This is a genomic window from Psychrobacter sp. AT9 (genome assembly GCF_047272965.1).
GTDB lineage: Bacteria > Pseudomonadota > Gammaproteobacteria > Pseudomonadales > Moraxellaceae > Psychrobacter > Psychrobacter glaciei.
Map to the genome: position 1 here is coordinate 2,335,925 of NZ_JBKOTW010000001.1, position 21,111 is coordinate 2,357,035.

The 21,111-nt window shown below is 45.6% G+C and carries 37 protein-coding genes; 30 read left to right on the forward strand and 7 right to left on the reverse strand.

The genetic code is table 11. The annotated features are described in order from the left end of the window. Positions 1–93: 93 nt before the first annotated feature. Together ACMFL8_RS09695 and ACMFL8_RS09700 are read right to left on the reverse strand one after the other, a co-directional pair. Positions 94–1,221, reverse strand: a complete 1,128-nt coding sequence (locus ACMFL8_RS09695; RefSeq protein WP_413190816.1) for a cation diffusion facilitator family transporter — start codon at positions 1,219–1,221, stop codon at positions 94–96. Between the two features lie 65 nt (positions 1,222–1,286). After that, entirely contained in the window at positions 1,287–1,841 is a 555-nt protein-coding gene (locus tag ACMFL8_RS09700) for an acyl-CoA thioesterase (protein WP_201590789.1), read from the reverse strand. 350 nt (positions 1,842–2,191) lie between these two features. Here ACMFL8_RS09700 and ampC point away from each other — a divergent pair, with 350 nt between their 5' ends. After that, the gene (gene ampC / locus ACMFL8_RS09705; RefSeq protein ID WP_413190817.1) at positions 2,192–3,367 is read left to right on the forward strand and encodes a class C beta-lactamase; all 1,176 of its coding nucleotides are present in this window, start codon (positions 2,192–2,194) and stop codon (positions 3,365–3,367) included. Positions 3,368–3,451: 84 nt separating this feature from the next. On the opposite strand, the gene ACMFL8_RS09710 is transcribed toward ampC, so the two are convergent. The 5 genes from ACMFL8_RS09710 to ACMFL8_RS09730 form a co-directional block, all read right to left on the reverse strand. Continuing rightward, entirely contained in the window at positions 3,452–4,333 is an 882-nt protein-coding gene (locus ACMFL8_RS09710; protein WP_413190818.1) for a hypothetical protein, read from the reverse strand. A gap of 72 nt (positions 4,334–4,405) precedes the next feature. Further along, on the reverse strand, positions 4,406–5,191 hold the full coding sequence (gene truC, locus ACMFL8_RS09715) for a tRNA pseudouridine(65) synthase TruC (RefSeq protein ID WP_210541594.1): 786 nt from the start codon (positions 5,189–5,191) through the stop codon (positions 4,406–4,408). 287 nt (positions 5,192–5,478) lie between these two features. Then, positions 5,479–5,703 (reverse strand): hypothetical protein, encoded by a 225-nt coding sequence (locus ACMFL8_RS09720; RefSeq protein ID WP_413190819.1) that lies wholly within the window; start codon positions 5,701–5,703, stop codon positions 5,479–5,481. Between the two features lie 98 nt (positions 5,704–5,801). Further along, entirely contained in the window at positions 5,802–6,134 is a 333-nt protein-coding gene (locus ACMFL8_RS09725) for a hypothetical protein (RefSeq protein ID WP_413190820.1), read from the reverse strand. 78 nt (positions 6,135–6,212) lie between these two features. After that, positions 6,213–6,905: an XRE family transcriptional regulator gene (locus tag ACMFL8_RS09730; protein ID WP_413190821.1), complete on the reverse strand. Its 693-nt coding sequence runs from the start codon at positions 6,903–6,905 to the stop codon at positions 6,213–6,215. A 229-nt stretch (positions 6,906–7,134) separates the two neighbouring features. Between ACMFL8_RS09730 and ACMFL8_RS09735 the strand changes: the two genes are divergently transcribed. The 29 genes from ACMFL8_RS09735 (at position 7,135) to terL (ending at position 21,096) form a co-directional block, all read left to right on the forward strand. Further along, entirely contained in the window at positions 7,135–7,368 is a 234-nt protein-coding gene (locus tag ACMFL8_RS09735; protein ID WP_413190822.1) for a helix-turn-helix domain-containing protein, read from the forward strand. Positions 7,369–7,379: 11 nt separating this feature from the next. Next, positions 7,380–9,362 carry a Mu transposase C-terminal domain-containing protein gene (locus ACMFL8_RS09740; RefSeq protein ID WP_413190823.1) on the forward strand — a complete coding sequence of 661 codons (1,983 nt, stop codon included), beginning with the start codon at positions 7,380–7,382 and terminating at the stop codon, positions 9,360–9,362. A 10-nt stretch (positions 9,363–9,372) separates the two neighbouring features. Further along, complete coding sequence (locus ACMFL8_RS09745; RefSeq protein WP_413190824.1) at positions 9,373–9,564, forward strand: hypothetical protein; 192 nt, start codon at positions 9,373–9,375, stop codon at positions 9,562–9,564. Positions 9,565–9,849: 285 nt separating this feature from the next. After that, positions 9,850–10,725 carry an AAA family ATPase gene (locus ACMFL8_RS09750; RefSeq protein WP_413190825.1) on the forward strand — a complete coding sequence of 292 codons (876 nt, stop codon included), beginning with the start codon at positions 9,850–9,852 and terminating at the stop codon, positions 10,723–10,725. Between the two features lie 13 nt (positions 10,726–10,738). Then, complete coding sequence (locus ACMFL8_RS09755; RefSeq protein ID WP_413190826.1) at positions 10,739–11,110, forward strand: hypothetical protein; 372 nt, start codon at positions 10,739–10,741, stop codon at positions 11,108–11,110. Then, the gene (locus ACMFL8_RS09760; protein WP_413190827.1) at positions 11,100–11,567 is read left to right on the forward strand and encodes a hypothetical protein; all 468 of its coding nucleotides are present in this window, start codon (positions 11,100–11,102) and stop codon (positions 11,565–11,567) included. Before ACMFL8_RS09755 ends, ACMFL8_RS09760 begins: the two co-directional genes overlap by 11 nt. After that, positions 11,557–11,778 (forward strand): hypothetical protein, encoded by a 222-nt coding sequence (locus ACMFL8_RS09765; RefSeq protein ID WP_413190828.1) that lies wholly within the window; start codon positions 11,557–11,559, stop codon positions 11,776–11,778. Before ACMFL8_RS09760 ends, ACMFL8_RS09765 begins: the two co-directional genes overlap by 11 nt. Beyond that, positions 11,768–12,217, forward strand: a complete 450-nt coding sequence (locus ACMFL8_RS09770) for a gp16 family protein (RefSeq protein ID WP_413190829.1) — start codon at positions 11,768–11,770, stop codon at positions 12,215–12,217. Before ACMFL8_RS09765 ends, ACMFL8_RS09770 begins: the two co-directional genes overlap by 11 nt. Before the next feature lie 59 nt (positions 12,218–12,276). Next, a complete protein-coding gene (locus ACMFL8_RS09775) occupies positions 12,277–12,723 on the forward strand; it encodes a Mor transcription activator family protein (RefSeq protein WP_413190830.1) in 447 nt (148 codons plus the stop codon). 27 nt (positions 12,724–12,750) lie between these two features. Then, positions 12,751–13,164 (forward strand): hypothetical protein, encoded by a 414-nt coding sequence (locus ACMFL8_RS09780; protein ID WP_413190831.1) that lies wholly within the window; start codon positions 12,751–12,753, stop codon positions 13,162–13,164. Between the two features lie 12 nt (positions 13,165–13,176). Beyond that, positions 13,177–13,419: a hypothetical protein gene (locus tag ACMFL8_RS09785; protein ID WP_413190832.1), complete on the forward strand. Its 243-nt coding sequence runs from the start codon at positions 13,177–13,179 to the stop codon at positions 13,417–13,419. Positions 13,420–13,421: 2 nt separating this feature from the next. Continuing rightward, positions 13,422–13,697 (forward strand): hypothetical protein, encoded by a 276-nt coding sequence (locus ACMFL8_RS09790; protein ID WP_413190833.1) that lies wholly within the window; start codon positions 13,422–13,424, stop codon positions 13,695–13,697. Next, positions 13,681–13,863 (forward strand): hypothetical protein, encoded by a 183-nt coding sequence (locus ACMFL8_RS09795; RefSeq protein ID WP_413190834.1) that lies wholly within the window; start codon positions 13,681–13,683, stop codon positions 13,861–13,863. The genes ACMFL8_RS09790 and ACMFL8_RS09795 overlap by 17 nt, the downstream gene beginning before the upstream one ends. After that, a complete protein-coding gene (locus tag ACMFL8_RS09800; RefSeq protein ID WP_413190835.1) occupies positions 13,856–14,581 on the forward strand; it encodes a DUF3164 family protein in 726 nt (241 codons plus the stop codon). The genes ACMFL8_RS09795 and ACMFL8_RS09800 overlap by 8 nt, the downstream gene beginning before the upstream one ends. A gap of 19 nt (positions 14,582–14,600) precedes the next feature. Further along, entirely contained in the window at positions 14,601–14,849 is a 249-nt protein-coding gene (locus ACMFL8_RS09805) for a hypothetical protein (protein WP_413190836.1), read from the forward strand. Positions 14,850–14,851: 2 nt separating this feature from the next. Continuing rightward, positions 14,852–15,064 carry a hypothetical protein gene (locus ACMFL8_RS09810; RefSeq protein ID WP_413190837.1) on the forward strand — a complete coding sequence of 71 codons (213 nt, stop codon included), beginning with the start codon at positions 14,852–14,854 and terminating at the stop codon, positions 15,062–15,064. Positions 15,065–15,074: 10 nt separating this feature from the next. Next, entirely contained in the window at positions 15,075–15,242 is a 168-nt protein-coding gene (locus tag ACMFL8_RS09815) for a hypothetical protein (protein WP_413190838.1), read from the forward strand. Between the two features lie 10 nt (positions 15,243–15,252). Next, entirely contained in the window at positions 15,253–15,546 is a 294-nt protein-coding gene (locus ACMFL8_RS09820) for a hypothetical protein (RefSeq protein ID WP_413190839.1), read from the forward strand. Beyond that, positions 15,543–15,818, forward strand: coding sequence for an HU family DNA-binding protein (locus ACMFL8_RS09825; protein WP_413190840.1), 276 nt, complete (start codon positions 15,543–15,545; stop codon positions 15,816–15,818). Before ACMFL8_RS09820 ends, ACMFL8_RS09825 begins: the two co-directional genes overlap by 4 nt. Before the next feature lie 86 nt (positions 15,819–15,904). Continuing rightward, positions 15,905–16,159 carry a hypothetical protein gene (locus tag ACMFL8_RS09830; protein WP_413190841.1) on the forward strand — a complete coding sequence of 85 codons (255 nt, stop codon included), beginning with the start codon at positions 15,905–15,907 and terminating at the stop codon, positions 16,157–16,159. Then, the gene (locus tag ACMFL8_RS09835) at positions 16,146–16,739 is read left to right on the forward strand and encodes an HNH endonuclease signature motif containing protein (RefSeq protein WP_413190842.1); all 594 of its coding nucleotides are present in this window, start codon (positions 16,146–16,148) and stop codon (positions 16,737–16,739) included. Before ACMFL8_RS09830 ends, ACMFL8_RS09835 begins: the two co-directional genes overlap by 14 nt. A gap of 137 nt (positions 16,740–16,876) precedes the next feature. Next, positions 16,877–17,665 carry an N-acetylmuramidase family protein gene (locus tag ACMFL8_RS09840; protein ID WP_413190843.1) on the forward strand — a complete coding sequence of 263 codons (789 nt, stop codon included), beginning with the start codon at positions 16,877–16,879 and terminating at the stop codon, positions 17,663–17,665. A gap of 1 nt (position 17,666) precedes the next feature. Further along, entirely contained in the window at positions 17,667–17,882 is a 216-nt protein-coding gene (locus ACMFL8_RS09845) for a hypothetical protein (RefSeq protein WP_413190844.1), read from the forward strand. Continuing rightward, the gene (locus ACMFL8_RS09850) at positions 17,879–18,103 is read left to right on the forward strand and encodes a hypothetical protein (RefSeq protein WP_413190845.1); all 225 of its coding nucleotides are present in this window, start codon (positions 17,879–17,881) and stop codon (positions 18,101–18,103) included. Before ACMFL8_RS09845 ends, ACMFL8_RS09850 begins: the two co-directional genes overlap by 4 nt. Before the next feature lies 1 nt (position 18,104). Further along, the gene (locus tag ACMFL8_RS09855; protein WP_413190846.1) at positions 18,105–18,326 is read left to right on the forward strand and encodes a TraR/DksA C4-type zinc finger protein; all 222 of its coding nucleotides are present in this window, start codon (positions 18,105–18,107) and stop codon (positions 18,324–18,326) included. Then, entirely contained in the window at positions 18,323–18,607 is a 285-nt protein-coding gene (locus ACMFL8_RS09860; protein WP_413190847.1) for a hypothetical protein, read from the forward strand. The genes ACMFL8_RS09855 and ACMFL8_RS09860 overlap by 4 nt, the downstream gene beginning before the upstream one ends. A gap of 1 nt (position 18,608) precedes the next feature. Beyond that, on the forward strand, positions 18,609–18,863 hold the full coding sequence (locus ACMFL8_RS09865; protein WP_413190848.1) for a hypothetical protein: 255 nt from the start codon (positions 18,609–18,611) through the stop codon (positions 18,861–18,863). A 1-nt stretch (position 18,864) separates the two neighbouring features. Further along, positions 18,865–19,365, forward strand: coding sequence for a DUF1804 family protein (locus ACMFL8_RS09870; protein ID WP_413190849.1), 501 nt, complete (start codon positions 18,865–18,867; stop codon positions 19,363–19,365). A gap of 108 nt (positions 19,366–19,473) precedes the next feature. Then, entirely contained in the window at positions 19,474–21,096 is a 1,623-nt protein-coding gene (gene terL, locus ACMFL8_RS09875; protein WP_413190850.1) for a phage terminase large subunit, read from the forward strand. Positions 21,097–21,111 lie beyond the last annotated feature (15 nt).

The window sequence follows — 21,111 nt, forward strand, 5'->3', positions numbered from 1 at the left end:
AGCGCAGATAATATCAGGATATTGACCAGCTATTTGACGCAGTTTGGCAAGATTTAGCCATAGTAGTTGTTAATAGCATTGTCATCTAGACTGTCATGCGAAATCTTGTTCATTAGCTAAATAATTTTCCGGCAAAGATAACGTTTTGGCATTGGGTACAGACAGTGTCAAAATAGCTTCTTGAAAGATAGGATTACATCGAAACAAGTTTTCAATGTCTTCAAATTTTTGCGCGATTTCTTTTTCTTTTTGATTGCCAGCGATGTCTACTGCCGCCACCATAAATATTTTCTTGGGTCCCACCCACTCTAGGTGTAAGTAAGAAACACTATCAATATCTACATGATTAAGCAGCTCGCTCAACGCATAGGAATGCATCCTATCAGACACCTTGTAGCCAATCAAAAAATCCCGATTACGGCTGATCAAAAAGATAGCGACCACGCCTAATAATAGCCCGACGACGATAGAACCTAGCGCATCCCAAAATGGCTGCCCAGTATAAGCATGCATACCCATCGCAGCCGCAGCGATAACCAAGCCAACTACAGCCGCTAAATCTTCAAAAAATACACCGCGTAAAGTGGGGTTCGACGTATCGACCACATAACCAATAGCGCTGACATTAATCGCTTCACCATGTTTTTTACTTTGCAGGTACGCCTGCACCAACGAAAAGCCTTCTAGCACAAAGGCGACTGCTAATATAATAAAACCAATGGTATAGTCGGTCTCGCTCTCAGCCGCATTCCACTCGGTGATACCAGTATAAATGGACACAATGGAACCCGCCATAAAGACGCCAAATGCCGCAATCATCGACCAGACGTATGACTCTTTACCGTAGCCAAGCGGATGACTTTCATCAGCAGGTTTGACGGATTTTTTTTCGGCGACAATTAATAAAGTGCCGTTACCTGCATCTGCCCAAGAGTGTGCTGACTCTGCAATCATAGAAGCAGAACCTGTCATAAACGCTGCTACAGTTTTGGCAATAGCAATGATGAGGTTGGCCCCGACGGCAATCAAAACCGTCGTCAATGAGGCAGAATGTTCTTCTTTGTTGGTTGCTGACTTAGAACCATCAAAGCCGGAACGAGAATTACCATCAGAAGTGGCGTCGTTAATGAGCGTACCAGCACCTCGAGCACGACTATTGCGGCGTACTGACTGATTAGGAGTAGGAATATTTGAATTGGTTTTTGATGGCTTCAAACTCATGATAGTCTCAGTAAAATAGCGAATATTTAACCACTAAGCTGGAAACCCTTGGCTACTGTGTCATGTTACTTAGCTTGATTGTCACGACTACTGGCTAGCTCACCAATCATATTCTCAATATCACAGCTAGGACGGTGTGAGCTTTGCATACGTAGGTTCTTACGTTCTAAGCCTGCATCAAAACGACACTGCTGCATCAAATTTTTGATATCAAGGGGCGGCGCAGGAGTTGGCTTGCCATTGTCATCGATGGCGACCATCGTAAAATAGCAGCTATTGGTATGACGAACTGTACGCGCCCGCACATCTTCTGCTTCGACACGTATGCCCACTTCCATCGACGTTCTACCCACGTAGTTGACGCTCGCGGCAAAGGTCACCAGCTCACCCACATAGATTGGCTCTCGGAACATCACCTGATCAACCGATAGCGTCACCACATAGTTGCCGCTATAGCGACTGGCACAGGCATAAGCGACCTGATCAAGCATTTTGAGTAAATCACCACCGTGTACATTTCCGATGAAATTTGCCATATCAGGGGTCATTAGCACCGTCATATACAGCTCATGGTTTAAAGGGGCTTTTTTGGCGGTGGAGGTAGTATTGTACTGGGGCATAACATTCCTTACGGTGTTCTAAAATTTATTGGTCTTAAGCGACCAAACGGGTTTTGATCACTTGCCTTCAGTAATTTTTTATAAAGATAACCATTCTCATGGTCTATTATAGTAGTTTCCATTATAGCAGTCTATTTTGAGTGGTTTGTAAATAGGTTTAAAAGGTGAAATCACTGGTTTCACTGGGTATACCTTAAAAGATCCAATCAACGGTACGGTATCGCCAAGATTGTCGGGGATTCAGCATTCTGAGATAATGCAAAACGGCATACCCTAACTGAAAGCAAATAGCTATTTGCATACGCATTAAATTATTAATACATCTATTAGAATAAACAAGAAGCCCTATAATGAAAAAATCCGTTCAAACCCTGTTAAATCAAGTGGGATTTACCGCTTTAGTGGCAACATCATTACTATCTGGAACCGTACAAGCAGCAGATAACAATGACCATCTAAAGAGCACAGTTGATCAACAAGCCAAATTACTAATGAATGAGCATAATATTTCAGGAATGGCTTTTGGTATTATTGTTGATGGTAAATCACACTTCTATCATTATGGTTTGGCTGATAAGAAAGCCAAAATACCTGTCTCAGAAAACACTATTTTTGAGCTAGGCTCAATTAGTAAAACGTTTGCTGCTACCTTAGCCAGTTATTCAGAATTAAATGGCACACTTAAATTAGAAGATACCGCTGACAAATATATTCCTTACCTAAAAAACAGCGCCATTGGCAACACCAAGCTTATAAACCTAGCCACCTATTCAGCTGGTGGTCTACCGCTACAAGTACCTGATGACGTCAAAAACAATAAAGAGTTGCTTCGTTATTATAAATCTTGGCAGCCTGTATTCCCTATCAACTCAAAGCGTTTATATTCCAATGCCAGTATCGGTCTGTTTGGTTATATATCTGCATTGAGCATGGACGCTGATTACACACAGTTGATGGAAGAAAAAATACTGCCATCACTCAATATGCCCAATACCTTTATCAATATACCTAGTGACAAGATGGCTGATTATGCATTTGGTTATAACGCTGCTGGCGATGCTATCCGAGTCAATCCTGGCATGTTAGACGCCGAAGCCTATGGTATTAAATCCACCATTAAAGATATGACGCATTTTATGGCGGCGAATATGGGGCTAGTACCGCTGGATAAAAATATTCAGCAAGCGTTAGACAATAATAGAAAGGGTTACTATCAGGCGAGCACTTTTACCCAAGGGTTAGGATGGGAGATGTACTCTTATCCTACTCAGCTAGATACCTTACTCGAAGGTAATTCGATGGACGTGGTACTAAAGCCTAAAGCCATTAAAACAGACAATCATCCAACGGCTGTCTTAAATAACGTCTGGGTCAACAAAACAGGCGCTACTAATGGGTTTGGTGGCTATATCGCTTATATTCCTGCCAAAAAATCAGGCATTGTCATTTTGGCAAATAAAAACTATCCAAATGCAGATAGGGTCAAAGCAGCCTATACGATTTTAGATAGTGCGATAACTCATTGATTAAGCATGAATCACAAAGCAACTTTATAGAAAATAGCCTTTCGTAAAAAACCCAGCTAGATGCTGGGTTTTTACATTCAACTTTTAAGAGCAGCCTTCGACCAAATAAATCGCTTTTGGTATACCGATATCGATGCTTTCTACCTCACCTTTTAATAGGTTTTTATGGTCTGCTGTCCACTCAGTCGCCTTAATTGTAGAATCACTCAGTTTTTGACCGCCCTTGATATGATATTCAATTTGTAGAGGCAGCTTGTCCTGTTTATTATTGAGTTCAATATTTTCGTCTTTTAATGATTCTCCAAGTGGGCTTTCTTTTATTACCTTGAAATTAACATTAGCAATCAAGCTATAGTAATTACCATCAACCGCATATTTATCGACATCGTAAGTGAGCTCGTCATCATGCACTTTCATAACCGCTGTAGCTGAATCGCCAACGTTGATGTCTTTATAAAACGATATGCTTGGATCCTGAATACTAATCAGAGCAACTTTACCATCTATGATTTGATATAGCACAGCAGCACGTTCACCGTACTCTTTATCGATATAGCTCAATTTTGGATTACTGACGTAGTAGCACTGTTCGTTATCGCTCTTTGCTTTGGTCATGCCTAGGCTACTTAGCAGCTCAGGGGTAATAACCTGACCAAAGCTTAACTTCTGATACCCTGACGGGCTGACGGTTTGCTCATCAGCTATATCTGCTGCTTCGTTAGTTTGTGCTTTATCCATAGCACTCGTATCTGTAGGCGATGGATTGACAGACATCTCATCATTCTTAGCCATGTCTTTATCTACAGTATTCGTTTGTGCAGTATTCGTTTGTACAATGGCGTCATTATTCGAAGATGAGGACTGTGAGTCACAGCCTGTCATTAGTTGGACAGTACCGATTAATAAAGTAGAAATCACTGCCGTCTTAATTATTGGCAATGACGATGTTAAATGAAAAATTAACATGGCTAAACTCCATACCAGTATTTCGACTATTTTGAAATGATTTTATAAGACAGAACCTAAACTTTACGCGGCTCAAACTTCAGCGCTCTCTACCCAAGAAAACGCTTCCATGATACTCATCCATTGATCGTCTAATCCCGCTTTTAGCAATAATGGCTCACCAGTGACCGGATGGCTGAGCGCTAAAGTCTGGGCATGTAGCAGCATACGTGCGCAGTCGTACTGAGTACGAAAAAATCGATTGTGCCGTCCGTCGCCGTGGCTGGTATCGCCCACTATGTGATGGAATAGATGTCTCATGTGCCGACGCAGCTGATGCTTGCGACCGGTCTCGGGGGTTAAGCGCATTAGACTATAGCGGCTAGTTTCATGCTTTTTTGACACCGCAAATGGCAGCTCAATTTGAGCCAAACTCTGCCAATGGGTCACCGCCTCTTGAGCGGGCTTGTCCAAGTTGGCAAACTTATCGGCAATGGCATCGGGCTTAAAACTTAATGCATAATCAACGGTGCCCTGCTCTGGCATAAAGCCACGCACTACGGCTAAGTATTGCTTGGAAACCTTATGCGCAGTAAAAGCCTCGGTAAGACTGCGCGCCACAGCTGAGCTCTTGGCGAACAACAATACGCCTGATGTCGGCTTGTCTAACCTATGTACCGGAAATACATGGCAACCTACCGCATCACGGGTGAGTTGCATGGCAAAGCGGGTCTCGCCTTTATCCAGCCAACTGCGATGCACCAATAGACCCGCCTCTTTATTAATCGCCACCAGAAATTCATCTTCATAGATAATTTCTATTGGGTTAGCGATTTGATTGGCGGTGTCACTTTCGATATCTATGTTTTCAATGCTCATATTTTAGTTACTATTGTTTTAAATATTGTGGGGCAGTGATTAGTTGTGCATAGTGTTAGTGTGAAGAAAGAGAAGACATTATCTATCACTAGGCTAATGATATCAAGGGTTAAGCATATTTAGCGGCGCTGGTTATGCACGAATAGATTTTGAGCAGGAATGAGAGATATTGATATGATTGCGGTGTTTAATTGTGCATAAGTGATTAGAATTTGATAGGCGTTTAAACGATGTTTAAAGAATGATTAAGGGCAGCCGTGATGGTTGCCCTTTTTTATGGGTGATGATTACTGCGGATAGAAGATTTGGCTCACAGCGGTTTGGATGTGCATAGAGGGTTTGAGGATATCTACCCAGTCAGCACCCAGTGATTGCCACTGTTGGTCGCCCGTCTGCCTGAACCTGAAAGAAGTGATAGTGAATGAAGGTGCGACGCCATCCTTGTAAGTATTATCCTCGCGGCGTTGAGCTTCAAGGCGCTCCTCAACTTTATCGGTTAATGATATTCGCATATTAATCCCCTGTAATGATTATCTCGTATAGTATCACTGATTAAGGGCAGCCGTGATGGTTGCTCTTTTTTGTGGGTGACGTTTGGCGCTGGTTGGTGCTATAGCAGGGGCTTTTGCTCAATGATGTAGGTGTGGATGTAATGGAAGGCGTAATCACTGCCAACGCCAAAGGTATGGTCGTTAAGGCTTTCGAGCGCTGTATTATACTCTTGGTCTTTCTTGACGAGGCGTTCTTTTAGCATTGAGCTGTCGTCTGCATCTGTTGCTGAATGGATAGCCCGCTGTATATAGGTTAGGTCTGCGTTGCGTTCTGCTGAAATACGCGCTTTAAGCCATTGTTTAATGCGTAAAAAGACGTCAGCAGTGGTTTCAAATACTTCACAATCCCTTGAATGCCAACCATCCCCCACCTTAACCACTGTTACGATCATCGCGTTTTCCTTTTGAGTCAATTTTGGTCGAGTATAGCACTACAAGTCTGGTACCGTCATCAATGAGGGTACCAGAAATTAATCAGGCAGATCATAGCTTGCGTGGATGACTTGACCGCAGACTTCGATGTTTGTGGCTTCCATATCAGCCTTTGTGATGTCTAACGGATCATAGAACTTGTTGTCGCTGATGAGCCTGAGACCGCCGCCAATGAGCCACTGTATGCGCTTTACATAATGCCTGTCCTCTATGCGAATGACGTAAACCTTACCATCCAGTGGCGTGGTGTGATCGCGGTTAATCACGACCACTGCACTCTCTGGGATGGTGGGTGTCATTGAGTCGCCTTTGGTAAACAAGGCTGCAAGGGATTTGGCGTTTAAGCCACGAGCGTTTAACCACTGCTTGCGAAATGCAAGGTGCTTGGTGGCCGTCGCCTCGCCCAGACAGACTGCGCCATTGCCTGCGCTGACTTCTACGTCATAGGCTGGGATGTAGTCGTATTCGTCGTCGGGTTTATCAACAGTATAGTTCGCTTTTGAAGAGCCAACCTTTGAATCATTTTCATCGCCGAATATTAAATACTGAGGGGTTACACCGTATTCCCTTGCCAGCTTTCCTATGGTCTCAATAGAGGCTTCTCTACTACCAGTTTCCCACTGTTGTAAGGTTGTAGTGCCAACATCAGCATAATTCGCAGCCTTCTGTCTAGAATACATACAATCTTCTCTAGCAATCCTTAAGCGTTCGCCAATTTCTACTCTATTCATGATACTTCCTCAGTAGTAAATCTCTTTACAGTTAAAAGACCGTAAACAGTAAAAAGATAAACTTTTTAATTTACTTTTTACTGTTAATTTAATTCTATATTTATCAAATACTTACTCCTATAGGGTTGCGTTTCCTCTAAAATCTAACCGTAAAGTGTATTTATACTGTTTACAGTTAAACTCTTTACGGTTATACTGGTCGCATACAGTCACTAAAAGAGGTAAGCGAATGCACACAAAAGAAGTTAAAAAAGAAGCGCTTAAAGATTGGCATAAAGCCTTCATAAGCGCTGCTCTAAAAGAAAAAGGTACTAATTTATCAGCACTGGCTGAGGCAAACAATTATTCCCGTAACGGTTTGCGCAATGCTTTGTATCGTCCATATCCCAAGGCTGAAAAGATAATAGCCAAGGCTCTTAATGTTGAGCCTGAAGATATATGGCCTAGTCGCTATGGTTTGTAAGGAAGTCTGTAATGCAAGTATTAGATTGGTATACAGCCCAGCAAATAGCTGACTCCGACTTGAGTAGTTTACCAAATACTAAAGCTGGTGTCATTAATCGGGCAAAAAAAGAATTGTGGGTTAACCGTAAACGGTCAGGTCGTGGCGGCGGTAAAGAATATTCATTTAAAGATTTGCCCGCTGATGCACAAGCAGAGATTAAAGCAAAGGCTTATAAGGCATTGATGCCGAAGCAGTCGCCGAAAGCGCAACGTGATATCGCAGTGATCGCCAATCGCAGTATCGACACGCTAGACCGCGACCAACGCGCCACTGCCGATGCTCGTCTACGGATGACATTGCTGGTCGGTCAGTATGAAGTGTCTGCCGGTAGTCGTACTGCTGCTATCAAGCTGGTGTCTGAGATGAGCCGCGATGAAGCATTGCCTATCGATGAAGCGACCGATTATAACGCTGTGTGTGCTACTGCACTGGCCAAGACTCGCGGTAAAGCGGGTGTCGGTGTGCGTCGATTGCATCAATGGTGTATCGATGCGGATAAATGCGAGACACCAACAGAGCGACTGCTCGCACTGGCACCACAGAAGCAAGGTCAACCAGTAATCAAGCCGACACGGATGGAATGGCTGCCTGACTTTATGGCGGTGTATCGCAATACCAACGGGCTGAGCATGGCTGAAGCGTATCGCACCTTTGAGCTGTCGTATGGCGCAAAGCATGGCGCGGATGCCGTCCCCCACTATGACGCGGTGAGACGCGCAATGGATAAGATGCCGAAATATGTGCGCGAATGTGGCCGCTTAACTGGCGCCAGTATGAAAGCGCTCAAGACTTATGTGAAGCGTGACTGGTCAACGCTAGTGAATAACGATGTATGGACGGGTGATGGTCACAGCTTGAAGATGAAAGTGGCGCATCCTGACCATGGCAAGCCGTTCACGCCTGAGCTGACTTTGATAATGGACACCGCTAGCCGCTATATCGTGGGCTGGTCGATGGCTTACTCAGAAAATCAGCTGGCTGTTGGCGATGCGCTGCGTCATGCGATGACTCGTCATGGTATCCCTGCGATTTACTACTCGGATAACGGTAGCGGTCAGAAGAATAAGACGTTTGATACGGATGTGATCGGTATTTTCCCCCGTCTTGGTGTGCATCACGAGACTGGTATACCGGGCAATCCGCAAGGTCGCGGCATCATTGAACGTGTAATGAAAACGATTGCCCAGCCTATCGCCCGTGAGTTTGACACGTATCACGGCCCAAATGTCGATAGTGATACGCATCGCAAGATCAGTACTGCTACGGCAAGTCTTGCCAATGCGCAAGCTGCTGGACGCGAAGTACTCACGCCAAAGCAAGCATGGGCGAAAGGTAAGCTGCCAAGCTGGAAGCAATTGCTCGATGTGACTGAAGCTGTCATCAGCTGGTACAACAACGAGCATAAGCATACCGCGCTCGGCAATGTGACTCCAGCCGCGATGCGTCAGCACATCTTTAATCAGATGGATGCTGAGGACATTATCCCGCTGACTGAAGTTGAAGCCCGCGATATGTTCCGCCCTGCGGTCAGCCGCAAAGTGCAACGTGCTTGGGTCACGGTCTATAACAACGAGTACTGGCATCAAGCGTTGGAAGCTTGGGACGGTAAAGAGGTCGATATCTTTATCGATCAGCATGATGCAGCGACGGTCATCATTCGTGACAAAGACGGCAGCTATATCTGTGATGCGGTGCTCGATGGTAATAAGCGTCTGGCATTTGGTGAGAAATTAGTACAACGCACCAAGCGCATACGTGCTGAGACTCGTATCAAGATGTTGGATGAGAAAAAATCACAGGCTATCGCTGAGACTCGTCCAACGCTGGAGCACGAAAAAGCGCAGACGCTAGATCAGCTGGTGATGCCAATGCCGGTCACTCCAAGCGCTAAAAAAGAATATGCGATGTTTGAGATTGACTTAGATGCCGCGAATAAAAAACAAGCTAAATAAGGATATGAATATGAATAAGTCACAAAACTTAGTAGAAAAAGCGCGTCAAGCTCGCACTGCACGTAAGGTTGCACAGTTGCGAGCAATGACAAAGGACTGTCAGTCGATGTACGACTGTAAGTCTAAATCAGATAAGAGCTGCCTTGCCTCTGCAACCTCTTTTGTGAGCTGCGATAAGAAGTCCGAGGATACGCTTTCTTGATAAGCATTAGATAGTGGGTCATTTCCGTCCAAAAAAGCCTTATCAAAAACCTCTTTGGTTTCTTGGATGCGATGGTCTACCCAATTGGAAGATAGTTTGCCTGAAATGATAGCTGAATAAATGAAATTAGATATGAAGTCTTGGGTCTGTGAGTTTGAAACGTTTAGTTCAAAGCATCGACTTTCAAGGAGTTCTAGTCTTTTTTCTATCGAGTTATCTGCCATAGATATCACCCTCAAATAAGTAAAGCCACTATCTGCAAATAGTGGCATGGAGTCACACAAAATGAGTATATCACTATTAAAGCAGCACATTGAAGCCACCACCCTAAGTCAGTCACAAGTTGCCGCGCAGTTGGGCAAATCACCTGCGACGATTAACCAGTACCTGCAAGGCAAGTACAAAGGCGATGTCGAAAGCATTGATAAGGCTGTCGTTGAGTTGGTTGAGCGTCAAAAAAGCAAGTCAACTGACCTGTCTAATGCTTTTATCGAAACACCAATGGCACACCGTACCATGCAGAGCTGTATGTTTGCCCACGCGATGAACGATATGCAGCTCATCATCGGTGAAGCAGGACTGGGTAAAACGATGGCGCTAAAAGAGTATGCCGCACGCAATAGCAACGTGGTGATGCTAGAAGTTGATCCAACCTTTAGTAGCAAAGTCCTACTGGCTGAAATCTGCAACGCTCTAGGCGTGACCGCTGGACGCAATAACAACGCGATGATGACGGCTGTGATTGAGAAGCTCAAAGGCTCTGACCGCTTGCTTATCATCGATGAAGCGGAGCTTCTGACGCTGAACTCACTAGAGATACTGCGCCGCATCCATGACAAAGCTTGCATCGGTATCGTGCTCGCGGGTATGCCGCGCCTACGTGCCAATCTGCGCGGTGCGCGTGGACAGTATAAGCAAATCTATAGCCGTATCGGCATGGTGCATGACCTCAAGATGCGCCTGCCTGTTGAAGACATCGCGATGTTTTGCGAGGCGGCACTGGGAACGGCTGAATTTAACGAGACATTAAACAAGGTGTCACAAGGGAATGCGCGACGTTTAAACAAGCTGCTGCGCGGTATCAATCGCATGGCGGTGCTGAATAAAGCGCCTGTCAATAAGGACATGATTGGCCAGTTCGCTGATCGGTTGATTGACTAAAAAGGAGTTTGAGATGTCAAAGTTAAGTAAAGAACAGATTAAGCGCATAGCAGATACAGCCTCTATGTTTGACGGTGTAAGGCTGATGTGTGACGGCTACAAGATTAGGCTGCAAGATCGGTTGATTGGACGGCAGGTACGAACACAGCTTTTTGTCAACGGTAGTATCCAAGGCAAGTGGTTTGTACATCCTGAAGTTCACGCTGAAATTAAGTTTTATAGACAGCGGTTTATGTATATCAAGAAAAGCCCGTACAGCAAGAAGAAAGAAGCGATTGAGACAATACGCCACGCTGACTTTGCCAGTATCGGTCAGGCATTGCGCCACTTAAACACCATCTGCGATAGCGTTGAAGTGATTGAGGAGAACGATTGTGAGTCATAAAGTAAAAAATTCGAGTGTGGTTTATAGCCTGTTTTGTCCTGCATGTAGTAAGCCGCTGAATGTACAAAACTTTGGTCATATATCAGGCAAGACCAATCGTCACTTAACAACGGATGCGTGCCCTAGCTGCAAAGCAGTGCTGTCTATCGACTATGACAAAGAGCAAAACGAGGTTGTTGCCACAGCTAAAGAGCTAAAAGGTGTCGAGCTACCTATTTATAACGAACGCATGATCTACGCCGTCAAGCACATCGAAGACCCATACGGCAACACTTGTGATGCACCTATAAATAATACGTACTGGAGTATCTGCGTCTATCGGGACAAAAGATTTCATCATACAGGCGATTGCTGCGAGCCAATTTTGCAATATGAATACGATGAAATCTTAGAAGTCTATCCAGTGGCGATTGATGAAGAATGGATTACCAAAAGGGAGACACCCAATGTCCGCTAAGATTAAAAACGCACGCGTGGTCTATGACGTGGTTTGCCCTGTCTGTCCTGCTGAACTTATATACCAATCCGCCGAAACGGTGCGCGGTATTAAAAGCGAGCATCTGAGTATTGGACACTGCACAAATTGTGGGACACGAGTGTCTATCGACTATGACAAAGCGAAAAACGTGGTTGTGGCAACGGTTAAGGAGCTAAAAGATGTCAAATAAAAAAATCCTCATGGCAAAGATTCATATCGCCAAAAAAGACCTGCATTTGGACGATGACACTTACCGCGATGTGCTGTGGCGTGTGACTGGTAAGCGTAGCTGCAAAGATATGACCATCGCCCAGTTACAAGACGTGGCTAAGGACATGGAAGCCAGTGGATTTAAGCCAAAGGCTGCGCCAAAGCATGGCAAAAAGCCTTCAGTCGTCGGTAAGCGTGAGCCGTTAATGGGCAAAATCCACGCCATGCTGACCGATATGGGGCTGCATTGGAACTACGCACACGGCATGGCGGACAGCATGTTTAAGATTAAGCGTCTGCAATGGCTCAATGACTCGCAACTGTACAAGCTGACGCAAGCTCTGAGCGTGCATCAGAAGCGTGAAGCGCGAAAAGCGGCCTCAAATGAACGCAAAAAAGCAGAACCTGAACGCAAATGAACGCAAAAAAGCAGAACCTGAACGCAAATTGATGAACTTTTAATATTTTGGGGATATGGATGAACGATCAAATGATAGATGCGCTAGTCGATGAGCTAAAGCCTGAATTGCTGCCTGACATCATCGTCAATATCAGTGATTTGATCGGCTATAAAGCGACATTGAAACTGGTTGAAGCGTTTGGCGGTATTAAGTTTGCAATGCCAAGCGGTCTGCGTGATAGCAAGTACTTTGATGCGCTTATCAACGCTGTCGGCAACGATGCTGCGCTGACGCTCACGCAAAACTATGGCGGCGAGCTGATCTATATCCCCTGCTGTCATGCTGCGTTTATCCAATTGCGTAATACAGAATTTAGACAAGCGGTGACGCTGGCGGTGGCTGGTGGCGAGGTGCAAACAGCGGTGATACATCGTTTGGCCTCGCAATACGGATTTACTGAGCGCTGGGCTTATAAGGTCTTGGCTGCCGAAGCTGCTATCTACCAGCTCGATTTATTTAACTAATTTTAACTTAACGAAATGGTGATGATGATGACTAATACAACGATGAAAAAACCGCCTAACACGCTCAACGTCCCAGTACTGCCAAGCGCTGACGACTACCGCGACGGCATGAACAAGCTGCGCCATCGCATTAACTGTCCTGTGCTGAGTCCTGACGAGCAAGCCATGGCTGATGAGCTGCGCGACTATGACTGGGATGCTCAATCTGCCAGTCCTGCTGCAAAAATTCCAAAGCGTCCGACGGTCAGTGATTATCTCAAAAAGCAGTATCAAGCCAATATGCTCGCTCGCTATCCAGAGTTTGAGCGTCGTACGGACTGTGATATCGCTCAACTCAGACGCGCGCTCGACCAGATGTATGTGTTTAACGCCATCGTCGTGATGCTGCTCGCTGTACTGTTGTTATTTGCCATATGGCAGCTGCTGTCGATGGTCATATAAGGATAACGAACAATGGAAAACGTAATCAATTTTTATTTTTTGGGTGATTACGATCAAGCGATGGAAGCCGCTCTGAAATTAATACCTCTAACCGCAAACGATAGAGAGATAAAAATCGTTCGTAGTTCCGAAGGGTACGATCATCACTTGCCGAGTAATCGGGTTACTGTGAAATTTACAAACAATCATAAATATGCGGTTATTACGAGTGCTGCTGATATTTTTGATAATGAATCAACAGAGAAAGGAAAGTAATTATGCAAACCAAGGAATATCAAGCAAACAACGATGCTGACTGGGAAGAAATGTGCAGAAGTATTGAGTACGAAATGCTAGTACGTACGGTTGTTAGGTTATCACCATGCGTATTAGACGAAATAGTCGAGTCAGCTCAAGAGTTTTTGGACGCACAGCCTGATGCTCATCGTCCGACAGTTGCAGAGCCTGTTCGATTTACGACTGAAAAATTGGTTAATCAAATTACGCGCCAGATGGTCGAAAATAAGGATGAAGACAATGCAAGCAAGAATTGAGGTGCTCAGCGAGGGCAGCTATGCCGATGCTTTCAAAGAAGGTATGAGCTGGCTATCAGATGTCGAAGATTATAAAGAAGTAACCATCAAAGTAACGCCACGCCCTAAATCAAACCAAAAAACAGTCGCTATTATCTACGAACGTAAGGAATCTAACCATGAGTAATCAAAATCAAGCCACCACGACCGCACCTGTTACGACTAAAGCCATACCAGTAGGCTTTGACCAAGCCATGATAAACAATCTGCCCGCTACTGCTACTGCTACTGCTACTGCGCCTGTCGTCCCTGAAGGCTATATGCAAAATGCTAAAGGTCATCTGATCCCAATCGATAAGGTCAAGCCTATCGACAAGTTGCGTGATGAAGTGGTCAAAGACATGATCGCTATCGCTGTCAAACAGCGTGCTGATATGCGCCTCGCTAAAAACAAACTGTTCGATGCGTTTAATGAGTTTGTCGCACTATCAGCGCAAGAGTATGACGTGCAAATGGGCGGGAAAAAAGGCAATACAACCCTGCTGAGCTATGACGGCAAGTATAAAGTGCAACTCGCTGTCTCTGAAAACATGGTGTTTGATGAGCGCCTACAAGTCGCCAAGCAGCTGATTGATGAGTGTCTGACGGACTGGACGAAAGACAGCAATGACAATATCAAAGCCCTTATCAATCAAGCATTCCAAGTCGATAAAGAAGGCAAAGTATCAACCAGTCGTGTGCTGGCACTGCGTAGTCTCGATATCAATGATGCCAAATGGGATCGTGCGATGGATGCCATCAGTGATGCTATCCAAGTGACCGATACCAAAGAGTACATCAGGTTTTATGAGCGTGATGACGCTGGTGCTTATCATCAAATCTCGCTTGATTTTAGTAATGTGTGAGGTGGGTATGTCGAAAAATATGAGTCAACTAATAACAGACATCAACCGTGCAGAAATGCGTTTGATTAAGCACGTCAAGCCGCTTAATGATCGAATTAATGCCATGGGTATGTGTGTCTGGTGGGATGGTGATATTAAAGAATGGTTTATTAATAACACTGGTTTGAGTCAAAACGGTATTAGTTTTTGGCTTGATGGCCGTAAGTATAAAAAACTGATGGCAATGTCAGATATTGAGTTGCTCGAATACTGTAAAAACTGGAGATAATTATGAGCATAAAAACCGTTATTTTTGCACCAAATCCCGCAGGTATCACCGCGATGGATATCGATACTGAAAAATGGGTGATTAAGAGTACTTGCGCCCATTTGACTGGCTTGTACAACCGTGCCTGTCGGCTGTCTAAAAGCGGCAAGCGCTTGGAGTATCGTCAGGGTGACAAGTATCAGGAAGTGCCTGCCGATATCAAAACGATTAATTAAGGGGAATTGTGTGGAAGATAAAGAGCTAGACCTCGATATGTACTGGCATGAACTAAAACGACTTGGTACGGCGCATGGTGAAAACATCTGGGATAAAGAAGCTTGGTGCGAACCATTTTACGAAGGCAAAACCGCTGCTGATGCTTTTTATGAAGAGTTTCCAGAGCATAAAAAATAAGGCGGACATGATGAAAAGACAACAGCATGATCCAAACGCAGCGCCACGACGTATCAAAAGATACATCAAAGTGCTAAACAGTCGGCTCAATGAGCATGGCATCATCGTCCGCTTTGAGCGTGACACACGTCATATCGTTATTTGTAGACCCGCTTCAAGACAAGGTGATTGTAGCGTGTACCTCAGTGAAGTTAGGTACAAAAAGCTGATGCAATTAAAAAACGCTGATTTGGCGGCGTATTTTAAAGCCTGGCATCGTGAAAAAACCATTCATCAATTATCAACAACAAGGAAGGCATCATGAATAAGCAAGAATTAATCAAGAAAATCGCTCAAGACTCACATCGTACTGACACGAGCGCTGCGATAGCTCTGCAAATCGTTCTTGATGCCATAACTGATACGCTGGCATCAGGTGATGATGTGAAGCTGGTCGGATTTGGTACGTTTAAAGCGCGTCCGCAGCCAGCACGTATCGCTCGCAATCCAAAAACAGGTGACGAGATTGAAGTGCCAGCCAAGCATCGTGTGAGCTTTGTGGCGGGTAAAAGCATGAAAGAGACAGTTAGCGTATAAGTTAATTAGCCGTTAAATGGCATTTAAATCATCATAAAGGCTGGCATTGAGCCAGTCTTTTTTTATAATCAAATTGGAGTAATACTATGTCAAAGGATCGCAGCATAAACGCCCTTAACGGCCATCTGCATGACCAGCTCGAACGCCTCGCAAACCCCGACTTAACTGACGCTGAAATGGAAACCGAAATCAAGCGCAGTAAAGCCATCGCCAGTCTATCAGTAAAAATTATCGATGGTGAGCGCGTCATCAATGAGCGAGCCAGAATCATAGCGGAATATGCGCCAGAGCGATTGGTTGATACGCTAATGCCAAAGGAGATAACCGATGCAAGGTCGTAACAATCGTGCTATCCCGTATTCAGAGGCTGAACTCAGCTGGATAGAGGTCAATCAAGTCGGTATCAGTCGCAAAGACTTGGCGCAAAAATTCAACGCGACATTTACCCGTGAACTTAGCGGCGACAACCTAGGCGCATTGTGCAAACGTAAAAAATGGGCGAATGGACTTGATACCGTCTTTACTGAAGGTCAAGAGTCGTGGAATAAAGGCACCAAAGGCTTAACAAGCCGCAACAGAACCTCATTTAAAAAAGGTCAAACGCCGCATAATCATAAGCCAATCGGACACGAATATAAAAACACCCAAGGCTATATCATGATTAAGGTCGCGGAGCCTCGCAAGTTTGTACTTAAACAGCGCCATGTTTACGAGCTTGAGCATGGCCCTATACCAGCGCGGCATGTCATTCGGTTTTTGGACAATGACCGCATCAACTGCGAACCTGATAATCTTATTTGTGTGCCGGTCGAAGTCAATGGTAAAGTTAATAGTCGTGACAAGCGCTTTGCAGATGATGTCGGTATCAATAAAGCCGTACTGCTGACTGAGACCCTCAACCATCATATAAAAAACAGATAACCAATGCACCCACCAAAACCCGCTATCAGTGCTCACTGACAGCGGGTTTTTTAATGCCTACCTGAACCGCATCATCTAACCGTATTGACCCTCTCTACTCATAATGGCCTTACATCAATTATTGATATGAGCGTGTTATGTCTGATCTAAATATCGTCGAAGAGCGTACGCAGTTTTTTGACTGGCTGCGCTATCAGCAACCCGAAAAATCACTGACTCAAGACAATGTCGATGCCGGTCATACACTGCTACTGAAATTCCGGACTGACGAGCTGCAAGAGTTGCTTGTCCGTATTGGCCTTGCGCACCCGCCTGTACTGCTTATCCCAAATTCCAATCCGCCAAAAGTCCAGCGCGATGACATCATTATCGCTGCTGATCGTATCAATGTGCCTGCGGCTCAAATCAAAGCGCTGTCTGATGTGGAGTCGCCCAAAGGTGGATTTAACCCTGATGGCACGCCCAAGATTTTATTTGAGCGTCATAAGTTTTGGCAAGCACTGACCAAGCTCAATTGGATTACCAAGCGTAACGAGATGTACCTCAAATATCCTGACATCTGCAATCCCAATGCAGGCTCATACAACACGCGACCGCAGTACGAAAAACTAGAAATCGCTGCAACGCTGAACTGGGATGCCGCGCATGAGTCTGCATCGTGGGGCTTTGGGCAAGTAATGGGCTTTAACTGGAAGTCGCTCGGCTACGACTCTGTGCGTGATTTTGTCACGCTGATGTATGCATCAGAAGGCTGTCAGCTCGATGCGGTCTGTCGCTATATCAAGGTTAATAATCTAGATGATGAACTGCGCCGCAAAGACTGGGCTGGTTTTGCAAAAGGTTATAACGGTAAGAAATATCGCATCAATAAATATGATACCAAAATGGCGACGGCTCATACGCAAGCCAAAAAGAATGGGTGGTGATATGAAAATCAAACCAGTAGAAAACTGGCGACACGGCTGGAAATGGTTAAGTAATTGGGCGTTTGTACTGGTCGTGTTTCTCGCTACTACGCCATTGCCACCTGAGCTGCTGATGCTTTTGCCTGAAGAAAACCAAAAGCATGTGATCGCTATCGTCGCATTCGCGGGGTTAATCCTGCGGTTTGTCAGTCAATCAAAAAATAGGACATGGTCATGAGTATTGAAAACGTATGCAGTGAGATTATTGAGCTGACCGATGAAGACTTTGCCGACACTGAAGCTGAGTGTCTGAACCAAGCCAATTATCACCATCCGTTAAAGCCTGCAACCACCGCAAAAGTGCGCAAGTTGGGTCAACACAATATGAAGACCTTAAAACTGCTTAAAGAGCTGCAATTGCATATGGCTGAAGCTGAGAAAATGGAAGTCGAGCTATAACATGGACGATCTCATCGATAAAGCCAACAAACAAGCGCAGCTTAATCTTGATGCAGCATTGGCAGCAGCCCGTCTTAAAACGCAGGCGCTGACTGCCAACGATGTCACGGATTGCATCAGGTGCGACAAGCCTATCGGTGAGCAGCGCAAGCAATACATGCCATCTGCCACTCGCTGCATCGCTTGCCAAAACGAGTATGAAGTATGGGAGCGCAGACGATGAGTGATGCCATTATGATGTTTGGACTGACGTCGGTTGTGGGATTGATTAGTGCCATATTTTGGCGCTGGGTCGCGGCGCTTAGTCAATCACGAGACAAAGACAGCGACAAGATAGCTTTGCTCACGACTGAAGTTGCAGACCTCAAAGCCGAGGTATATCGCGACTATCAAAGTAAAACTGAGTCGCATCGAGATAATGCACAAATCATGGACATGCTGCGCGAGATTAAAGATAACGTCACGCGCTTGGGTGACAAAATGGACAAGAAGGCGGACAAGTAATATGCCAAACCAGCAACAGCACTTTATTAAACAAGCCGCACCTGATGCCACTCAAGCGCCTGATGAAGTCATCCAGCTACTGGGCGATATCAAAACGCAGAATCAGACGATGATGCAGCAGTTTGATATCCTAGAAACCAATATCAGCAAACGCGCTACGATGGCGGGAGCGATGGCGGGGGCTTTTACCGGCGGCGTTGGTGGTACTGTCGTCAGCGTCGGCATAGAGCTTATCAAAGCTAAGTTTGGAGGCTGAGATGGCGCATTCGCAAGCGACAAAAGATGATCTACGCAAAAAATATATCTTTGATGGTCTGTCGCTGGCCATGGCTGCGGTCATGACCGAGGTGAGCTATCCAACAGCGCAGCGCTGGAAAAATGTCGCGGCTGATGCAGGCGATGACTGGGACAAAGTCAAAGTCGCACACAGTATGGCGGGTGGTGACTTAGAGGATATATCACGGCAAATCTTGACCGACTTTATCATCCAATTTAAAGCGACGATGGAGTCCATTAAAGCCGCTGATGATATCGGGCCGGGACAACGTGTTGAGATGCTGACCAGTCTGGCTGATGCCTATAACAAAACCGTCGCATCAAGTCGTAAGTTGTTGCCTGAGACCTCTAAATTAGCGGTGGCGCTGCAAGTGCTGGAGCTGCTCGCAAAGTACATCCAAGAGCACAAGCCTGAGTTGCTGATCCAGTTTATGGATGTGCTCGATCCGTTTGGTGGTTTGATTGCTAAGGAGTTGAAGTGACCGACTTTGAAAGCAAATTGCTTGAGCGCGTAGAGGTTATCAGCCGCAAGCTGTCATGGGCTTGTCTCTGGCTATTCATCATCATGTTAAAGACGTGTGCGGGATAATATGAAAAACAAAGAGTTTGCTGATCGTCTCAAAGACATTGCCCGTGCGCTGCAAGCTGACATCGATGCGCATTGCAATGACTGGGACAATGATCCTGCTGTCATTAAAGAGCGCGTCGCTAAGGTCAATGACAAGGTGACAGGCTTTGAGTACTTTGTCACGCATTACTTCCCGCATTACCTGCGTAATCCTTCACAATCGTATTTGCATCAGTATCTATTTGCCCGCTTACCGCAAATATTATCGTCTGAGCGCTCAGAGCTTGATGCGCTTGCCGCGCCGCGTGGTGAGGCGAAATCAACCATCGTCACACGTCTATTTGCTTTGTACTGCGTCGTCACCGATCAAAAGAAATACATCGCCATCATCAGTGACAGCCTTGACCAGTCTGCTGAGTTTTTGCAAGCCATCAAAACAGAGCTTGAAGTCAATCCGCGTATCAAGACTGACTTTCCAAAAGTTCATGGTGCCGGTCGTATTTGGCAGTCTTATACCATCAATACCGCCAACAGCATCAAGATACAGTGTGCCGGTGCTCGCAAAAAAATGCGTGGTTGGGTTTACGGGGCATATCGTCCCGACCTTGTGCTGCTCGATGACCTTGAAAACGATGAGAACGTCGAAAGCCCTGACCAGCGTGACAAGCTAGAAAGATGGCTAAAGCGGACACCGCTGAAACTGGCAGCAGCTGGCGAAAAAATGGATGTGGTCTATATCGGTACCATCTTGCATCACGATAGCGTGCTCAATCGCATCCTGAAAAATAAGGGCTGGACAACACGGGTATTCAAAGCACTGCTTGAGTGGCCCGATAATATGAAGCTGTGGGATGAATGGGAAGCCATTTACCACGACGAAGGCGAAGCGGCCGCCATTGCGTTTTATCACAAGCATAAGCGCAAGATGGACAAAGGCGCTGTGGTGTCGTGGGATGCACGCCCCATCCTTGAGCTGATGATTATCCGTGCGCGTGATGGTCATGGTAACTTTGACAGCGAGTTGCAGAACGACCCTGCGGCTGGCGAAGATTCACCCTTTAGTGATTCAATTAACTACTGGCGTGAGCTGCCTGCTGGACTGGTTTACTTTGCCGCGCTCGATCCGTCATTGGGGAAAAAAGGTGCTAAACGTAAGCGTGGCGACCCGTCAGCCATCATTATCGGTGGCTATGACCGACTGCACGGCAAGCTGTATATCGTACTGGCAGACATCCAAAGGCGCACCCCTGACAAGATCATATCAGACGTCATCCGCTACCAAAAAGAATATAACTGTCTTGGCTGGGCGGTTGAAGCCGTGCAGTTTCAAGAGTTTTTGCGCACTGAAATCGTTAAACGCTCTGCCGCTGCTGGTGTCCATGTGCCTGCTATTGCTGTCCATCCGCATAACGATAAGATACTACGCATCACCGCATTGCAGCCACACATGGAAAACGAGCTGCTGCTATTGCATCACAAGCAAAAGACGCTGATTGCACATTTTACCCATTTCCCCAAACACGAAAACGACGACGGCCCTGATGGGACTGAAATGGTCTGGAAGCTTGCGACCAGCTTTGCGCGTGCGAGTAATGCGCCAGTACAAGCGTATGACGTACCCCAGCCAAGCCTGTACCACAATTAGCGATAAGGATAAATT